This is a genomic window from Bacillus sp. FSL R5-0397 (assembly GCF_038593395.1).
Classification (GTDB): Bacteria; Bacillota; Bacilli; order Bacillales; family Bacillaceae; genus Bacillus; species Bacillus altitudinis.
The window spans coordinates 3538553-3553620 of sequence record NZ_CP151992.1 but is presented as its reverse complement, the minus strand read 5'-3'; the positions used below and the strand labels follow the sequence as shown (position 1 = coordinate 3553620).

The window sequence follows — 15068 nt, the reverse complement described above, 5'->3', positions numbered from 1 at the left end:
AGGTGGGAGAACATGCTTTTATTCATTGTGATTGCGGCGATTGTCCTTTTACTCATTCTCATTACAGTCGCTAAGTTGAATCCGTTTGTGAGTTTGATCATTACCTCTATGCTAGTAGGCTTTGCTACAGGAATGGATTTACAGGAAATCATTCAATCGATTAAAACGGGATTAGGGAACACGTTATCGTTACTGGCGATTGTACTAGCGCTTGGGACCATGCTTGGGAAAATGATGGCTGAGTCAGGGGGCGCTGAGCGGATAGCTCAAACACTCATCAGTCGTTTTGGGACGAAGAATGTGCATTGGGCGATGATGTTTGTAGCCTTTATCGTGGGGATACCTGTCTTTTTCCAGGTCGGATTCGTTCTTCTCATTCCCTTACTCTTTACCATTGCAATTGAAACGGGCATTTCGCTCGTGACGATTGGGATTTCATTAATCGCAGGATTGTCTGTTGTGCATGGGCTAGTTCCGCCTCACCCAGCTGCCATGGCAGCAGTAGGCATCTATCATGCCAACGTGGGAAAAACGATTTTCTTTTCAATCATCGTCGGTTTGCCAACAGCTATTATTGCTGGACCGCTGTACGGTAAGTGGATTGGAAAGCGGATACATAAACCAGTTCCAGAGCTGCTCAGAAAGCAATTCACGGAACGAAATGCTGATCGAAAGCTTCCTGGTTTTGCAAATACGATGTTTACCATTTTGGTGCCGGTCATTCTCATGCTGCTTGCCACGTTGGCGGATATTATTTTGCCAGAGGATAGTATGTGGTATCAGATGTTCAAGTACATTGGAGATCCCATAACAGCTTTATTGATTGCGACAGTGTATTCTTTCTTTAGTCTTGGCTTTATACAAGGGATGAGCCGTGACCGAGTGCTGTCATTCAGTAACGATTGTTTGGGACCGATCGCTTCCATTCTGCTTGTGATTGGTGCAGGCGGAGCGTTCAATAATGTACTGATCGATTCAGGCGTTGGGGATTATATTGCTGATTTAGCCAAACACTCCCCAATCTCACCGATTTTACTTAGCTGGCTGATTGCTGCGGTTATTCGTGTGGCAACAGGATCAGCTACAGTATCCATGATGACAGCGGCCGGAATTGTAGCCCCAATCGCTGCATCCATGCCGGATGTGAGCAGAGAGCTGCTTGTTTTAGCAACAGGAGCGGGTTCACTGATTTTGTCTCATGTCAATGACTCTGGTTTTTGGCTGATCAAAGAGTATTTTGGTATGACCATTAAAGAGACGTTCTTGACATGGACGGCTATGGAGACCATCATTTCCGTTAGCGCCATTGCATTTATTATGATTATTAATATGTTTATATAACGGGACAACAGCTCAATTCTTCAGAATTGGGCTGTTTTAGCTTGTTGTTATGCCGCTTTTGACAATTTAGGATAAAATAATGATATTGAGCTATGGGAGGCGGACATGATCGAACCTTTAAAACATGTATATAATGAACCATTTATTCAACATTTAGCAGAAAAACTTGCGCAAGCGTCAACTGTATTTGATGCTGATCACTTTCAGCAGCTCGTGTTTCAAGAGGATTGGGAGCAGCTGGAGTTAAAAGGACGAATGAGAAGAGTGACTGAATCGATGCACGCCTGTCTGCCTGAGGATTATGAGAAGGCAATCGATGTACTGCGTCAGACAGCACCGCATTTTACAGGGCTCAGTGCGCTCGTATTTCCAGACTACGTGGAGACATATGGTGTTGACCATTGGGATATCTCGATCAAAGCACTTGAATTCTTTACACCGTTTTCCACTGCTGAATTTGCCGTTCGACCTTTTCTCATTCAAGATCAAGAGAAAATGCTGGCGCAGATGCTTGTGTGGTCACAGGATCAAAATGAACATATTCGCCGTCTCGCTAGTGAAGGGTGCAGGCCTCGTTTGCCGTGGGGATTATCCGTCCCTGCGCTGAAAAAGGACCCTTCTGTCACGCTGCCCATTCTAGAAAATTTGAAGTCAGATTCGGCCAAGTATGTGCAAAAAAGTGTAGCGAATCATTTAAATGATATTTCTGCAATTCAGCCAGACCTCATGAAGCAAATGGTCAAAAGCTGGTATGGAACCAATGAACATACAAACTGGATTGTCAAACATGCATCCCGTACGTTATTGAAAAAAGGCGATCCAGATATCATGGCTTTATTTGGCTATGGAGATGATCCGTCTATCCAAGTAACGGATTTGAAGGTGACGCAAGACCCCGTTCGTATTGGAGAGAAGCTGACGTTTCATTTTATTCTTCAGCCAGATAAGCCATTAAAGCTGCGCGTAGAGTATGCCATTGATTACGTGAAAGCTCGTGGTACACGCAATCAAAAGGTATTTAAAATCACAGAATTTGATACAGGATCGGCCCTGCATAGAGAATTTGTCCGATCACAGTCGTTTCAAAATATGACAACGAGAAAGCACTATGAGGGCATTCATACATTAACCATCATCATCAACGGCATCCCAAAAGCGTCTGTCGATTTCGAAGTCACAGCAGCTGCTCATGAAAAAACCCGCCATTGAGGCGGGCTTCAGCGTGTAGCCAAACCCTCGCATTCGTTGTCAGTCCTGCGTGCTGGTGCTCACGAATGTGAAATTCGCTCCGCGCCAGTACTCGTCCTTCCTAGACTGCAAAGGTTTTCTATCACGCTGAAAAGAAGACAAAGGGCTAAAATCAAGTTCATTTTAGCCCTTTGTCAACAATCTGATACCCGCCACTGAGGCGGGTTTTTGCTTGCGTTTCTAAGCTTTCTTTTTCATTAAGAATGAAGCAATGATGGCGGCTGCTAAGAAACCGATACTGATAATCGAGCTAGGTAAGTTCTCTGGTCTGAATAGGAACAGAACAAAACTGACACTGAGTACAAGACCAGCAAATAAAGTGAAATACGGGAATAACCAAACTTTGAAATACGGCTCTTGCGGATATCTTGGACGCAGTTTCAAATGTGCCAGACAGATGCTAATCCAAATAAGAGAGACCGCAAAACCAGGGATAGCCAGCATATAGCTGAAAATTTGATCTGGGTACAAGTAAGCAAAGAATGTTCCGATTAAAAGAAACAGAACGGTCACCCATAAACTTAAAATAGGTACACCTCTTTTGTTGACCTGTGCCAGCTTTTTTGGACCGCCGTCTGATTTAGATAGAGAATGAATCATTCTCGTCGTGCCGTAAATACCAGAGTTGGCGGCAGATAGAACGGCTGTAATTAAGACGAAATTAATGAAGTGAGAGGCACCTTGCATGCCAGCTGCTGAAAAGACTTGGACAAAAGGACTGTTATTCGGATCAATTTGATTCCAAGGAATGAGTCCACAAATAATCAAAATCGGCAGTGTGTAAAACAAGATGATGCGCCACATCATACTTTTGACAACACCAGGTAATACCTTTTCTGCATCCTTTGTTTCTGTAATGGTCAGCCCGATCAATTCAGAGCCTCCATACGAGAAGATCACCACTAATAATGAGGCAAAGACAGCACCCCATCCGTTCGGGACAAAGTTTTGGTAATTGGTGAGAACAGGCGTGCTTTGTTCGCTCGGAATGATTCCAAATAATAATGCAGCACCGAGAAGAATAAACACAATAATAACGAAAATCTTCATTCCAGCGAACCAAAACTCAATTTCACCAAAGTATTTTACATTATTTAAATTAATTCCGATGACTAAGAGCGAGCAAAGTAAACATAAAGACCATAAAGGTACGTTTGGCATCCAATATTGAAGTAAACTCCCCGCTGCAATGATTTCAATGACACATACAGTGAGCCACATAAAACAGTAAACCCATCCGACAACAAATGAAAAACGTTGACCAAGCGCAATCTGTATGAGGTCGCGAAGGTTATTCCCCGGGTAGACGATGGCCATTTCAGCTAAAGCCGCCATGACAATGAGAAGAAGCAATCCAGCAAATACATAGGAAAAGATGACTCCAGGACCTGCTAAGCCGATTGTATCGGCACTTCCTTTAAAGATTCCTGTACCAATGACCCCGCCCATCGCAATCATGCGAATATGACGCGGCGATAAAAGCTTTTTTAATTCGTGTTGTTCCTGATTCGCGCTCATGACGTTCTCCTTTTTTAAAATGCTTATGTTCCATTTTCTTTTTTCGAGCGGTCAGTGTCAATATAAAAAAAGAGATTTTTCAGACAAAATAGGCGGTTGATTCTATCAATTGAGCCGTTTTCTTCCATAAATCTTTTCCATGACCCATCCCCAAAATCTAAAACTTCGTGAAAAAATGAACATTTGCCTTCATTCTGACATAAACAATTTTCAGTTTTTGTCGATATATCTTTTGTGTTACTAAAGTCCTAATAAAGAATTGTTTATAACTGTAAAATATTTCAAAAACGTACGAAAGAATGAAAGGAGTTATTGAAGATGTTTATGAGAAAAGCAAGTGATTCATCGTCGGAAGCCCTTCTTAGTGAAAGCAGTCAATTAGTTGAACGAATTGAGAAGGGAGATTTTTCAGCCAGAATTGATACTGCTGCATTCTCTTCTAGTCAAACAATAGAAGCAGTGGCTCAAATAAATGAAGCGTTGCAAAAGATGCAAGAAGTGCAAGAAGATATTCATATGCGTATGAATTTAGTGACAAAAGCGATTCAAGTGGGTCTATGGGATATGACGGTTGTAGCAGGAGATCCTGTGAATCCAAAAAACGAATTCACATGGACAGACGATTTCCGCAAAATGCTAGGTTTTCAAAATGAAAACGATTTTCCGAATGTCTTAGACAGCTGGGCATCTCGAATTCATCCAGATGAGCAGGAATACACCTTGAATGCATTCTCTGCGCATTTATTGGATCATTCTGGCCGTACACCGTATGATATCGAGTATCGTCTGAAGTTGAAAAATGGCGAGTATCGCTGGTTCAAAGCAACTGGAACGACGATTCGAGATCGAAATGGGGTACCTCTTCGTGTGGCAGGGGCTCTTTTTGATATTCATGATCAGAAATTGAAAGAAGAAGAGCTGCAAGCATTCGTGACAAGATATGACTTGATCAACCGTGCGCTTGTGGAAGCTCCTTGGGATATGGTTGTAGAGGCTGGCGATCCTGTCAATCCAAACAATGAATTCTGGTGGTCTCCGCAGTTTAGAAAAACGCTTGGTTTTACAGATGAAAAGGATTTCCCGAACGTATTGAGCAGCTGGAGTGATCGTTTGCATCCTGAAGATAAAGAATCGGCTCTCCAAGCCTTTGCGGATCACTTAAATGACCATTCTGGCCGTACACCATTTGACATTGACTATAGATTGCAGAGTAAAAATGGCGAGTATCGCTGGTATCATGCGGGCGGTGAAACCATTCGTGATGAGAAGGGTGTCCCTTTACGTGTCGCAGGAACGATTCGTGATATTACGTTAGAAAAAAATAAAGAAAAAACAGCCCATGAAATGGCTTCCCAAGTAGAGCAGCTTTCAAGTTCTATTAGTGAGATGGTATCTGGCATCAGTTCTGTGACAAACCAAGCACAGGAGCTTGCTGTCGCCCAAGAGCAGTCAACGTCTGCTGCTAATCTGGCGAAAAACAGTGCAGATGAGACGAAGAACATTTCAGACTTGATCAAAGAAGTGGCAAACCAAACGAATCTGCTTGGTTTGAATGCCGCAATTGAAGCAGCAAGAGCAGGCGAGCAGGGACGCGGTTTCTCAGTCGTTGCCGATGAAGTACGTAAGCTAGCGCTTCATAGTGCCAATGCGACAGAAAATATCGAATCTAGTTTAACTGAAATGAAAACACAAATCGATCAAATTCTTGAAAATATCTCCAATATGACAGCTCTTACGCAAACACAGGCTGCTTTAACAGAGCAAGTGAACGCTTCAGTTGATGAAGTGAATCATATGTCTCAGCGTCTGGTGGCATATTCAAAGAGTATCTAATGTCAAAAAACCGCCTTTTCATCAGAAGGCGGTTTTTTTATTTAAGCATGATCCGCTGGGAAAACAATACCGGCGTCTTTCCTAGCGGCTTCAAGAACCTTCATGACAGAAAGACTGTCATCAAGCCATTCATAACACTTTTCGACATTTCCTGTTTCAATGATATGCTGAAATGCTTCTGCTTCATAAAACAGGCGGTTTGAATTGGTTTGTGCATTGAGTGAAGTGACTTGGTCTCCTATATGCAGCAACACTTCCTCACAGCCATTCGCACCATTTTTCACATGCAGGAACCCTTTTTCCCCTTGAATCAAAGCGAAATTCATACTGCTTGTATCTTTGCTGCCAACACTTGTGGCGATGAAATCATTGTAAGTAAAAGTTAAAACACCAGATGTGTCGATGCCGTTTGGATGGCGGTTGGCCTGGTAACGAACGTCTTTCGGTGAACCAAATAGATTCATAATGAAATGAACATTGTAAATGTTAATATCCATGAGGGCACCGCCAGAAAACTCTGGGTTAAAGACATTCGGCGTTTCCCCGGCGAGCAGCTGATTATATTTACTTGAATATTGACTGTAGTTGCATTGAACGAGTTTGATTCTGCCTAATTGATGAAGGTGTTTTTTGATTAAATGATAGTTGGGCATATGAACGGTCGTAATGGCTTCAAATAGGAAGAGCTGCTTTTCCTTTGCGAGAGCGATTAAGGCTTCTAGCTCTTTCACATTAGAGGTAAAAGGCTTTTCGCAAATCACATGTTTTCCGTGTTTCAATGCAGCCGTGGCATGCTCGCTATGTAAACGATTGGGTGATGCGATATATACCGCTTCTATGTGGGGATCTTCTAACATAGCGGTTAAATCCGTATAAGTCGTTTGCACCCCAAATTGATCTGCGAGTTTCTTTGCCGTCGCTTCCTTTCTTGAATAGACAGCGTGGCAAGAAGCACCTTCAAGCTGTTCAATTGCCTGGAGGAAACCTTCCACAATCACACCTGTTCCAATGGTTGCTATTCTCATTCTATTCATAACCCCTTTCATACGATTGATGTCACGTCAAGCTGTCTCTAGTATACCTGATGTTTTCATACAACGTGTACTTAACAGCTAGGCCCAGAGGGGTGCCAGTAAAAAATACCGGCACATCTTTGGCAGTCTCTACAATTAACTAATGTTAGCTAATGTTTGTTTCGTTAACAGTTGAATGGCCGCCTTCCTCTTTTTTAACTCTTGAATGGATTTTTGAATATCTTCTACTTTTTGTTCGAGCAGCTGTTCCGCTTCTGTTTTCGACTGTTTCTCGAATAGTGACGTGATAATTTCTCGTATTTCTTTGAGTGAGAAATCTAGCTTTCTTGCTTCAGTGATAAAGGATAGCATGAGTACATATTTTTTATCATATAAACGATAGCCGTTATGTGCTCTCTTAGGCTCGGGGAGCACACCCTCATTTTCATAAAAACGAATGGTTTCAATATGTACACCAGACATTTTTGACAATTTTCCTCTCGTAAATGTAATCATTCCCTGCACCTCCTTTCTTTGCTATCCATCATACAATTAGATTTGCTAGTTTCAAAATATTCTCCGATGAACATTTGTTCCTTTTCATACTGTTAAAATGACAGGTCTGTTCTATTCACAGCGGATTCTATAGAATAGGTTATAATAGATGAGGATGAAGTGATTTTTTGTTACAGATAGGAACAAGTAGACAGCGTGAGAAAAAAACGATAGGCTAAAATAGGTATATAGTATGATGAATAGCATGTGATTATGTAGATGATCACTCAAAATAGTGACAGCACGTTTTGCTGAGAAAAGGGGAGCAGTGAATGTATAAATTAGTCGCAATTGATATGGATGGTACGTTATTAAATGATCAGCATATGGTGCCGGATGAGGTGTTTGAAGCCATTCAACAGGCGAAGGCAGAAGGCGTTAAAATTGTTTTATGTACAGGCCGGCCGATTGGCGGGGTGCACCGCTATTTAAAAGAGCTGCAGCTTGATCAAGAGGGGGATTATGTCATCGCCTATAATGGAGCGCTTGTACAAAACAGCCATACAAATGAAGTCGTATCAGAATTAACTTTATCCTATGATGATTTGACTTCTTTATATGAACTGAGCCGTCAGCTGGATACACCTATGCATTATTTCGATTCAGCTCATCTATACACGCCAAATCGGGATATTAGTGAATACACGGTACTTGAATCGTACTTAACGAAATTACCGCTTAAGTATTTACCTGTCGAAGAGGCAGACCCATCCATGAGACTTCCGAAGATGATGTATATAGATCAGCCGGAACGTTTGGAAAAGACGATACAAGCCATTCCATCTGAAGTGAAGGATCAGTACATGATGGTAAAAAGCACAGATTTCTTCCTAGAAATTCTTCATCCTGATGTGAGCAAAGGGAATGCCGTGAAGCTTCTAGCGCATGAACTGGGGATTTCTCGTGAAGAAGTGATGGCGATTGGTGACAATGGGAACGACGTGTCGATGCTAGAATTTGCGGGCTGTGGCGTTGCGATGGGAAATGCCATTGAAGATGTCAAAGCAGTTGCGGATGTTGTGACAAAATCCAATAACGAAGCAGGAGTCGCACATGTCCTGCATGAGCGAGTCATCGGAAAATAAAGAAAGAGCGGTCTACCAATGAGGTAGCCGCTTTTTTATATGTGTGAGAAAAAGTAAACAAGCATACGTCTGCTGTTCAAATTTGTTTTTTCGAGCATCGCCTTTACATGATCATGCACCGTATGAGGCGAGATAAATAACGTACTGGCAATTTCTTTTGTGGATTGTCCTTTTATTAAACAGTCAAGGACGTTCATTTCTCTTTCTGTTAGCCGATATGTTTTCGCTATATAAGGAAGGATTTCACTTGTTTGAGCTCGCTTAATATGAATCATGACAGCCTCTTCCTCCCCGGCTGCCTGTGCTAAACGAAATGCTTGAAGAGAGAGAAAACGCCCTGTCGGCATTCTGGTGATGCTGACCGCTGTTTGGTCACCGCCGCCATATAAAAGCTTAGCACCTAATGCTCTAAACGGACGGGGCATGATGGCACCGTCATGAATTTGCTCAAAGGTTTGGAAGGTGTGGAGCCAATGAAGTCCAGTTTCATTTCCATAAAGAAGATGGTAATCGTGTGAAAGAATGAGGAAGCCTTGGTGTTCCGCCGTTTCATCTTCTTCCGTTTCTCTTCTTTTAAAAAGTTCATCTCTCAGCTTGGCTGCGAGTGCTGGTGTTTGGCGACTAACCGCTTGTATATCTTGTTCATGAAAAGGTTCCTTCTCCTTTTTTCGATAAAGGCTGGCAATTCCCCAGCATTCACCTTGAATCACAAGGGCTGCCCGCAATTCATCTGCCCATCCGTTAGGTAACAAAATGTGCTGGTATCGACCACTATTGAGGTATTCTCCGCTTTGGACGAGACTGGCAGCGTGGACAGGACCTTTCGCAAGATCTTCATGCTGGTGCACATCTTTTTTTAAATATTCATTTTGAAACAGCTCGTTATGTATGGCTTCAATCGGTTCATCTGTAAAAGAACCCGTCGAGAGGAGAGTAGCTGGATCAATGGTTGTGATACAGGCAGCATCAAAATCACAGATAGCAGCAAGTTCATCTCGAATGCTTTTTCTCAGCTGCTGAAAATGAGCGGCTGGATTGTTCATTTGATCTCCTCCTCAATATCCCCACTTTTAGGGATCGTTTTTTCTCATCTATCTTCTTACAATGAAGATAACATACCGTTAGTGTAAAGGAAACGAAGCAAAGCGGAAACTGGAGGAGAAGACATATGAGTGTAAATCAACATTGGCATGATCCTGTTGCTGAATCCTATGCAGCGACAATTGCACATAAAGTACCGGGCTATCATCTTTTGCATGAGCTGACAGTGGATAGAGTAGAAATCGAATTAATGGGAGCGGCTTCTCGCATGTTAACAGTCGGAGCAGGTGGGGGCGAAGAGATCATCAACATGCTTCAAAGAAATAAAGACTGGCATATCACAGGGGTTGATCCATCTCCAACCATGCTTGAGATGGCCAAGCGCAGAGTGGCACAGCTTCATATGCAAGATCGCGTCACATGGTATGAGATGGCCTTAGACAAAGTGCCGGTTGAAAAGTTGTACGATGCAGCAGTAAGTTTGCTTGTCATTCATTTTGTAAAAGATCAGCTGACCTTTTTACAGGAGATCGCCCGCCGGCTTCAACCAGGTGCTCCTCTCGTGTTGGCATTTATTCAAGGAGACCCAGAAACGCCGACATTTCAGCTGGAGCTTCATATGCTTTCTCTATTCATGAAGCGTCAAGGTTTGGGAAAGGAAGTGTTTACGTCCTTCCGAGAAAGGCTGGGTGTCACAACATATCCCGTGTCTGAAGAAAAGATGACAGCACAATTAACCGAAGCAGGATTTCAAGACATCAGACCTTATTTTCAAGCGGGCATGATCAAAGGGATTGTTTGTAAAAGAGGCGATAGAAAGGCGGTTGGAAAATGAGGTCAAAAGTGATGGTGATAGGCGGTTATGGACATGTGGGGCAGCAAATATGTCTTCAATTAAGTGACGTGTATCCTGGGCAAGTCTTTGCGGCTGGCCGAAGTTATGAGAAGGCTGAACAATTTGCACGCCAAACGAATGGGCGTGTACGTCCATTTCAGATAGACGTAAGACAACCAATGGATACGGACTGGATGGATGAAACGAAACTCGTGATCATGTGTCTGGATCAAGATGACACGTCATTTGCTGAAACATGCTTACGATCAGGTATTGATTATCTCGATATTTCGGCAAAAGGAGCCTATATTGAGAAGCTAGCAAAGGTCCATCAACAGCAATTGAACGCAACGGCTGTGCTGAGCGTAGGCCTTGCACCTGGTCTCACCAATTTGCTTGCAGCGAAGGCGGCATCTATTCTGACCTCTGTGGAGCAAATTGATATTAGTATCATGCTTGGGCTAGGTGACCAGCATGGAAAAGCAGCTATTGAATGGACGCTTGATCATGTGCATACGGATTATGAGCTGACGAAGAATCATCAGCGAAAGAAAGTCAAAAGTTTTACTGGAGGGAAACGCATTGATTTTGGCAAAACGCTTGGAAAGCGGCAAGCCTATCAGTTCCCTTTCTCTGACCAGCAAACATTGCCTTCGACGCTCCATGTGCCTTCTGTGACAACAAGGCTCTGTTTTGATTCTGGCGTAGCGACACGTGCATTTGCTCTCACAAGGAAACTCGGAATGACGTCCCTTCTCACGATGCCGAAAATCAAGGAACGTGCCATTTCACTGATTCAATCTGCTCAAATGGGTACAGATCAATATGCAGTGAAAGTGGAAGCGGTAGGAATGAAGGGTAACGAAATTCATCGAGCAGCGCTTGGAATAAAAGGTCGCGATGAGTCTCAAGCAACGGCTCAAGTCGCCAGTGCTGTGGCACTGCATGTATTGAGCAAGCAGTTTCAGGCAGGTGTTTTTCATATCGAAGAATTATTTTCATTAGCGTATGAGAATGGTGATTTTGCGTTGGTGGATCAAAAAACGAAGGAAAAGCACGCACTAGCATTGAGAGCCAGCCTTTTAACGGCATAAAAGAAAACGACAAAAGATACGCATCAGCTCAAAAGTACAGGTCAGTCATGTGGGCGCTTTATTCATGATCCATTTCAAAACAAGGTGTCTATGATCCGAAAACAACCGCTTGCTCTCCATGAAATGGCCGAGAGGTGGAAGAGATTTAAATCAAGGATTGTAGTCGGAACTGATATAATGGTTACATTGGGCAAATAAATCTCAAGTGGGTGTTTACAAGTGTTAGATACAGAAAAAGATGTAGTGAAGAATTATATAGATTCACCCCAAAAATTGAAAAATTTATATAAACGAGTATTGTTTGTTGTCAGTCTATCGCAAATATTTGGAGGGGCTGGAATAGCTGCAGGAATTACGGTAGGTGCCATTTTAGCACAACAAATGCTTGGAACTGAAGCCTATGCAGGAGTCCCAATCGCTTTATTTACTTTGGGGTCAGCTGGGTCAGCTTTCATTGTAGGAAAGCTTTCACAACGTTATGGACGACGCATCGGTTTATCGACAGGTTTTGTTGTTGGAGGGCTCGGAGCAATTGGCGTTGTGCTGGCAGCTATGATGAATAGTGTCATTTTATTATTTGCATCGCTCTTCATTTACGGAGCAGGAACATCCACGAACTTACAAGCGCGTTATGCTGGGACGGACTTAGCAAATTCTAAACAGCGTGCAACTGCAATTAGTACAACAATGGTCATGACAACATTTGGAGCAGTAGCAGGTCCGAACTTAGTTGAAGTGATGGGTAAATTTGCAGTGTCCATTGGTGTTCCAGCACTTGCCGGTCCTTTTATTTTATCATCAGCAGCATTTATTGTAGCTGGTCTTGTTCTTTTTATTCTGCTGCGTCCTGATCCATTAGACATTGCCCGAAGAATAGCAACTTACAAAGCAGAACATGGGCATGGAAATAAACCAGATGCTGCTGATAAAAAAACAGATAAAAAAGGGCTTACAGTAGGTGCCACAGTGATGATCTTAACTCAAATTGTCATGGTGGCACTCATGACCATGACACCGGTGCATATGCAGCATCATGGTCATGGATTAGCCGAAGTGGGCATTGTGATTGGTTTTCATATAGGAGCCATGTATCTTCCTTCACCTATCACGGGTGTACTTGTAGATAAACTAGGACGAACAGCTATGAGCATAGCGTCGGGCATCACATTGTTACTTGCTGGTTTATTAGCAGCATTCGCACCAAGTGATTCAATGGTTCTATTAATCATTGCTTTGTCTTTACTTGGATTGGGATGGAACTTTGGTTTAATTAGTGGTACTGCTCAAATAGTGGATTCTACAGAACCATCAAACCGGGCAAAAACCCAAGGAACACTCGATGTTTTTGTTGCGTTAGCAGGTGCTTCTGGCGGTGCCCTTTCAGGAATGGTCATGGCGAATACGAGTTATGCTATATTATCTTTAAGCGGAGGAATTTTATCGTTAATTCTCATCCCTGTCATCGTTTGGTCTTTTAAAAGTAAAACATAATGCAGCTCCGTGCTCATCCATCACAAAAAAGACATGCCTCCAATCATAGGAAAGTATGTCTTTTTTGAATCTCTCTTCACAGGATGCTAGTCTTCTTATGATGCCGAGGACACATCTCCTTTTTTCTTGATACTGGCTTTAATGAGCTCAGTCAATGTGTCAGAGCCTTTTGTGGAAAGATGAACACCATCTGGCTGAAAATAGGATGGCTGTCCGTTAGCGGCTGAATGCCAATCGACTAAGCTCACATTGTGGTGTTGATTGGCCACACGCTCAATGACTGCATTCACATCATTTTCCCAAGATCTTGGAACGCGAGTGTTCACAAGAAAAATATGTGCCTTCGAGAAATGTTGAATGAATGAGGTCAAAGTCCCCTCTGTAAAATAACCATTTGTGCCAAGCTCAATAATAACAGCGGCATCAGCCTTGTTAAAAGAAGCATATTGAGGGGCGATGCGGATGGCTTCGTTCATTTGCCTTCCGACCCTTGCGTCAATGGTGATGGGTTCATAGGCCTTTTCTAAATTTGAAGCAATGTCTAACATGACGGAATCACCAATGGCAAGAACTTGGTGAAATTGTTTAGGATCCGCTGCTTTTTTCTCATGTTTGTCTTTCTTTTTCTTCACTTTTGATTCTGTCTGACCGCCTGCCTTTTGGGGCGCTGTCTTAATTTGTGTGACTTCTTGCGCATGCGGGGATGTATGAGACGAGCTAGACATGCCAATGGTAAATAAAATCAAAAGGACTGCGGCAATCCCAAGAAACACTTTATTGGACATAGACCATTGCTTGATTCCTGTTTTCCAAATCGACCAAGAGGCAAAATAGTGTCTAAACCCGAGTTTACGAATCGGCTGTTCGATCAAACGATAGGAAGCCTCTGATATGAGTAGAATTGCGATGAGCTGCAATGTGACACGTCCCATGGAAGGCTGTCCAATCTCAATGACCGGTGTGGTCAGCACGATAATTGGATAATGCCATAAGTAGATGCCATAAGACCGCTTTCCGAGCCAAACGAGTGGTTGAAAAGACAGCCATTTCCCAATAAGACTGGCAGGATGGCAGACACACGCAATTAAGATCGCTGCATTCAAACAGAATAAAAGCATACCGCCTTGGTAGAGAAAGCCGTCAAATTCGTCGACTGCATAAACACATAAGAGGAAAATGACCATCGAACCGAATCCGGCTATTTGTAACATACGTCTGCCGATAGGAAGTAATTTTCTGCTGGAAAGTCTGTGCATGGGCCAGACAAATGCAAGACTGCACCCGATGAGGAGTGCAAACGCACGTGTGTCTGTTCCATAATAGATCCTGCTCGGGTCAGTATCCGGTGAATAGAGAATGGCCATCCATAAAGCAGATACAAGTGCCAGACCAAAGGTGATCATAGGAAGATGGGATCTATTTTTCACCCATTTCAGTCCAGCAATCAACAGTACCGGCCAAATGAGATAAAATTGCTCTTCAATCGCCAAAGACCATAAATTTTTTAGTGGAGATACAGCATTGAAGCTGTCAAAGTAAGAGAGCTGATGAAAAATGTACCACCAGTTACTCACATAAAAAAAGGACGATAAGGCATCGCCACGAATGGACATTAATGCATTTGAACCAGCAATGGCGCACCAGCTGACGATTAAAAAAATCATGACGTAGGCAGCTGGAAGCAGCCTTCTGATGCGGCCCATCCAAAAAGGCAGAAGCTCTTGATAGCCCAAATCCTGCTTATGCAGCAAGATGGTTGTAATCAAGTAACCAGAAATCACAAAAAACAAATCAACGCCAAGAAACCCGCCGCTCGCAGGTCCAATATGTAAGTGATAAGCAATGACCGCCAATACGGCAACAGCTCTCAGCCCATCTAATCCTAATATGTAACGTAAACGGTTTTCCTTGCTGTTCATGAAAAAGAATCCCCCATCAATGTCAAACGCGTCTTTTTTGTTGTCACTCCAAAAGAACAACGATTCTTTTATTTTATATAAGATTAGACGAATCA

Annotated in this window: 12 protein-coding genes; 7 read left to right on the top strand and 5 right to left on the bottom strand. The window is 42.8% G+C overall.

Annotated features, from left to right (window positions below; all coding sequences use genetic code 11):
• The first annotated feature begins 12 nt into the window (after positions 1-12).
• Both NSQ70_RS18235 and NSQ70_RS18230 read left to right on the top strand, forming a co-directional pair.
• Positions 13-1341, top strand: a complete 1329-nt coding sequence (locus NSQ70_RS18235) for a GntP family permease (RefSeq protein ID WP_039164961.1) — start codon at positions 13-15, stop codon at positions 1339-1341.
• A 105-nt stretch (positions 1342-1446) separates the two neighbouring features.
• Complete coding sequence (locus NSQ70_RS18230) at positions 1447-2550, top strand: DNA alkylation repair protein (RefSeq protein ID WP_342502338.1); 1104 nt, start codon at positions 1447-1449, stop codon at positions 2548-2550.
• Positions 2551-2769: 219 nt separating this feature from the next.
• Here NSQ70_RS18230 and NSQ70_RS18225 read toward each other — a convergent pair whose 3' ends face one another.
• The gene (locus NSQ70_RS18225) at positions 2770-4107 is read right to left on the bottom strand and encodes an amino acid permease (RefSeq protein ID WP_041092624.1); all 1338 of its coding nucleotides are present in this window, start codon (positions 4105-4107) and stop codon (positions 2770-2772) included.
• Between the two features lie 318 nt (positions 4108-4425).
• Here NSQ70_RS18225 and NSQ70_RS18220 point away from each other — a divergent pair, with 318 nt between their 5' ends.
• Complete coding sequence (locus NSQ70_RS18220) at positions 4426-5940, top strand: PAS domain-containing protein (RefSeq protein ID WP_342502337.1); 1515 nt, start codon at positions 4426-4428, stop codon at positions 5938-5940.
• 41 nt (positions 5941-5981) lie between these two features.
• On the opposite strand, the gene NSQ70_RS18215 is transcribed toward NSQ70_RS18220, so the two are convergent.
• Both NSQ70_RS18215 and NSQ70_RS18210 read right to left on the bottom strand, forming a co-directional pair.
• On the bottom strand, positions 5982-6965 hold the full coding sequence (locus tag NSQ70_RS18215; RefSeq protein WP_046344808.1) for a Gfo/Idh/MocA family oxidoreductase: 984 nt from the start codon (positions 6963-6965) through the stop codon (positions 5982-5984).
• Positions 6966-7109: 144 nt separating this feature from the next.
• Positions 7110-7469, bottom strand: coding sequence for a MerR family transcriptional regulator (locus tag NSQ70_RS18210; RefSeq protein ID WP_007498034.1), 360 nt, complete (start codon positions 7467-7469; stop codon positions 7110-7112).
• Between the two features lie 311 nt (positions 7470-7780).
• Between NSQ70_RS18210 and yidA the strand changes: the two genes are divergently transcribed.
• Entirely contained in the window at positions 7781-8593 is an 813-nt protein-coding gene (yidA, locus tag NSQ70_RS18205) for a sugar-phosphatase (protein ID WP_008345739.1), read from the top strand.
• A 35-nt stretch (positions 8594-8628) separates the two neighbouring features.
• Here the strand turns inward: yidA and NSQ70_RS18200 are convergent, their stop codons facing one another.
• Positions 8629-9636, bottom strand: a complete 1008-nt coding sequence (locus NSQ70_RS18200; protein WP_024719209.1) for a LuxR C-terminal-related transcriptional regulator — start codon at positions 9634-9636, stop codon at positions 8629-8631.
• A 125-nt stretch (positions 9637-9761) separates the two neighbouring features.
• Here NSQ70_RS18200 and NSQ70_RS18195 point away from each other — a divergent pair, with 125 nt between their 5' ends.
• The 3 genes from NSQ70_RS18195 (at position 9762) to NSQ70_RS18185 (ending at position 13054) form a co-directional block, all read left to right on the top strand.
• Positions 9762-10469 (top strand): class I SAM-dependent methyltransferase, encoded by a 708-nt coding sequence (locus tag NSQ70_RS18195; protein WP_327862297.1) that lies wholly within the window; start codon positions 9762-9764, stop codon positions 10467-10469.
• Entirely contained in the window at positions 10466-11563 is a 1098-nt protein-coding gene (locus tag NSQ70_RS18190) for a saccharopine dehydrogenase NADP-binding domain-containing protein (protein WP_178929719.1), read from the top strand. The genes NSQ70_RS18195 and NSQ70_RS18190 overlap by 4 nt, the downstream gene beginning before the upstream one ends.
• A 219-nt stretch (positions 11564-11782) precedes the next feature.
• Entirely contained in the window at positions 11783-13054 is a 1272-nt protein-coding gene (locus NSQ70_RS18185; RefSeq protein ID WP_342502336.1) for an MFS transporter, read from the top strand.
• Between the two features lie 95 nt (positions 13055-13149).
• Here NSQ70_RS18185 and NSQ70_RS18180 read toward each other — a convergent pair whose 3' ends face one another.
• Positions 13150-14973: an acyltransferase family protein gene (locus tag NSQ70_RS18180; protein ID WP_342502335.1), complete on the bottom strand. Its 1824-nt coding sequence runs from the start codon at positions 14971-14973 to the stop codon at positions 13150-13152.
• Positions 14974-15068 lie beyond the last annotated feature (95 nt).

Coding starts and splice junctions, on each gene's coding strand:
- NSQ70_RS18235 (WP_039164961.1), top strand. CDS start 13: ATGCTTTTATTCATTGTGATTGCGGCGATTGTCCTTTTACTCATTCTC.
- NSQ70_RS18230 (WP_342502338.1), top strand. CDS start 1,447: ATGATCGAACCTTTAAAACATGTATATAATGAACCATTTATTCAACAT.
- NSQ70_RS18225 (WP_041092624.1), bottom strand. CDS start 4,107: ATGAGCGCGAATCAGGAACAACACGAATTAAAAAAGCTTTTATCGCCG.
- NSQ70_RS18220 (WP_342502337.1), top strand. CDS start 4,426: ATGTTTATGAGAAAAGCAAGTGATTCATCGTCGGAAGCCCTTCTTAGT.
- NSQ70_RS18215 (WP_046344808.1), bottom strand. CDS start 6,965: ATGAGAATAGCAACCATTGGAACAGGTGTGATTGTGGAAGGTTTCCTC.
- NSQ70_RS18210 (WP_007498034.1), bottom strand. CDS start 7,469: ATGATTACATTTACGAGAGGAAAATTGTCAAAAATGTCTGGTGTACAT.
- yidA (WP_008345739.1), top strand. CDS start 7,781: ATGTATAAATTAGTCGCAATTGATATGGATGGTACGTTATTAAATGAT.
- NSQ70_RS18200 (WP_024719209.1), bottom strand. CDS start 9,636: ATGAACAATCCAGCCGCTCATTTTCAGCAGCTGAGAAAAAGCATTCGA.
- NSQ70_RS18195 (WP_327862297.1), top strand. CDS start 9,762: ATGAGTGTAAATCAACATTGGCATGATCCTGTTGCTGAATCCTATGCA.
- NSQ70_RS18190 (WP_178929719.1), top strand. CDS start 10,466: ATGAGGTCAAAAGTGATGGTGATAGGCGGTTATGGACATGTGGGGCAG.
- NSQ70_RS18180 (WP_342502335.1), bottom strand. CDS start 14,973: ATGAACAGCAAGGAAAACCGTTTACGTTACATATTAGGATTAGATGGG.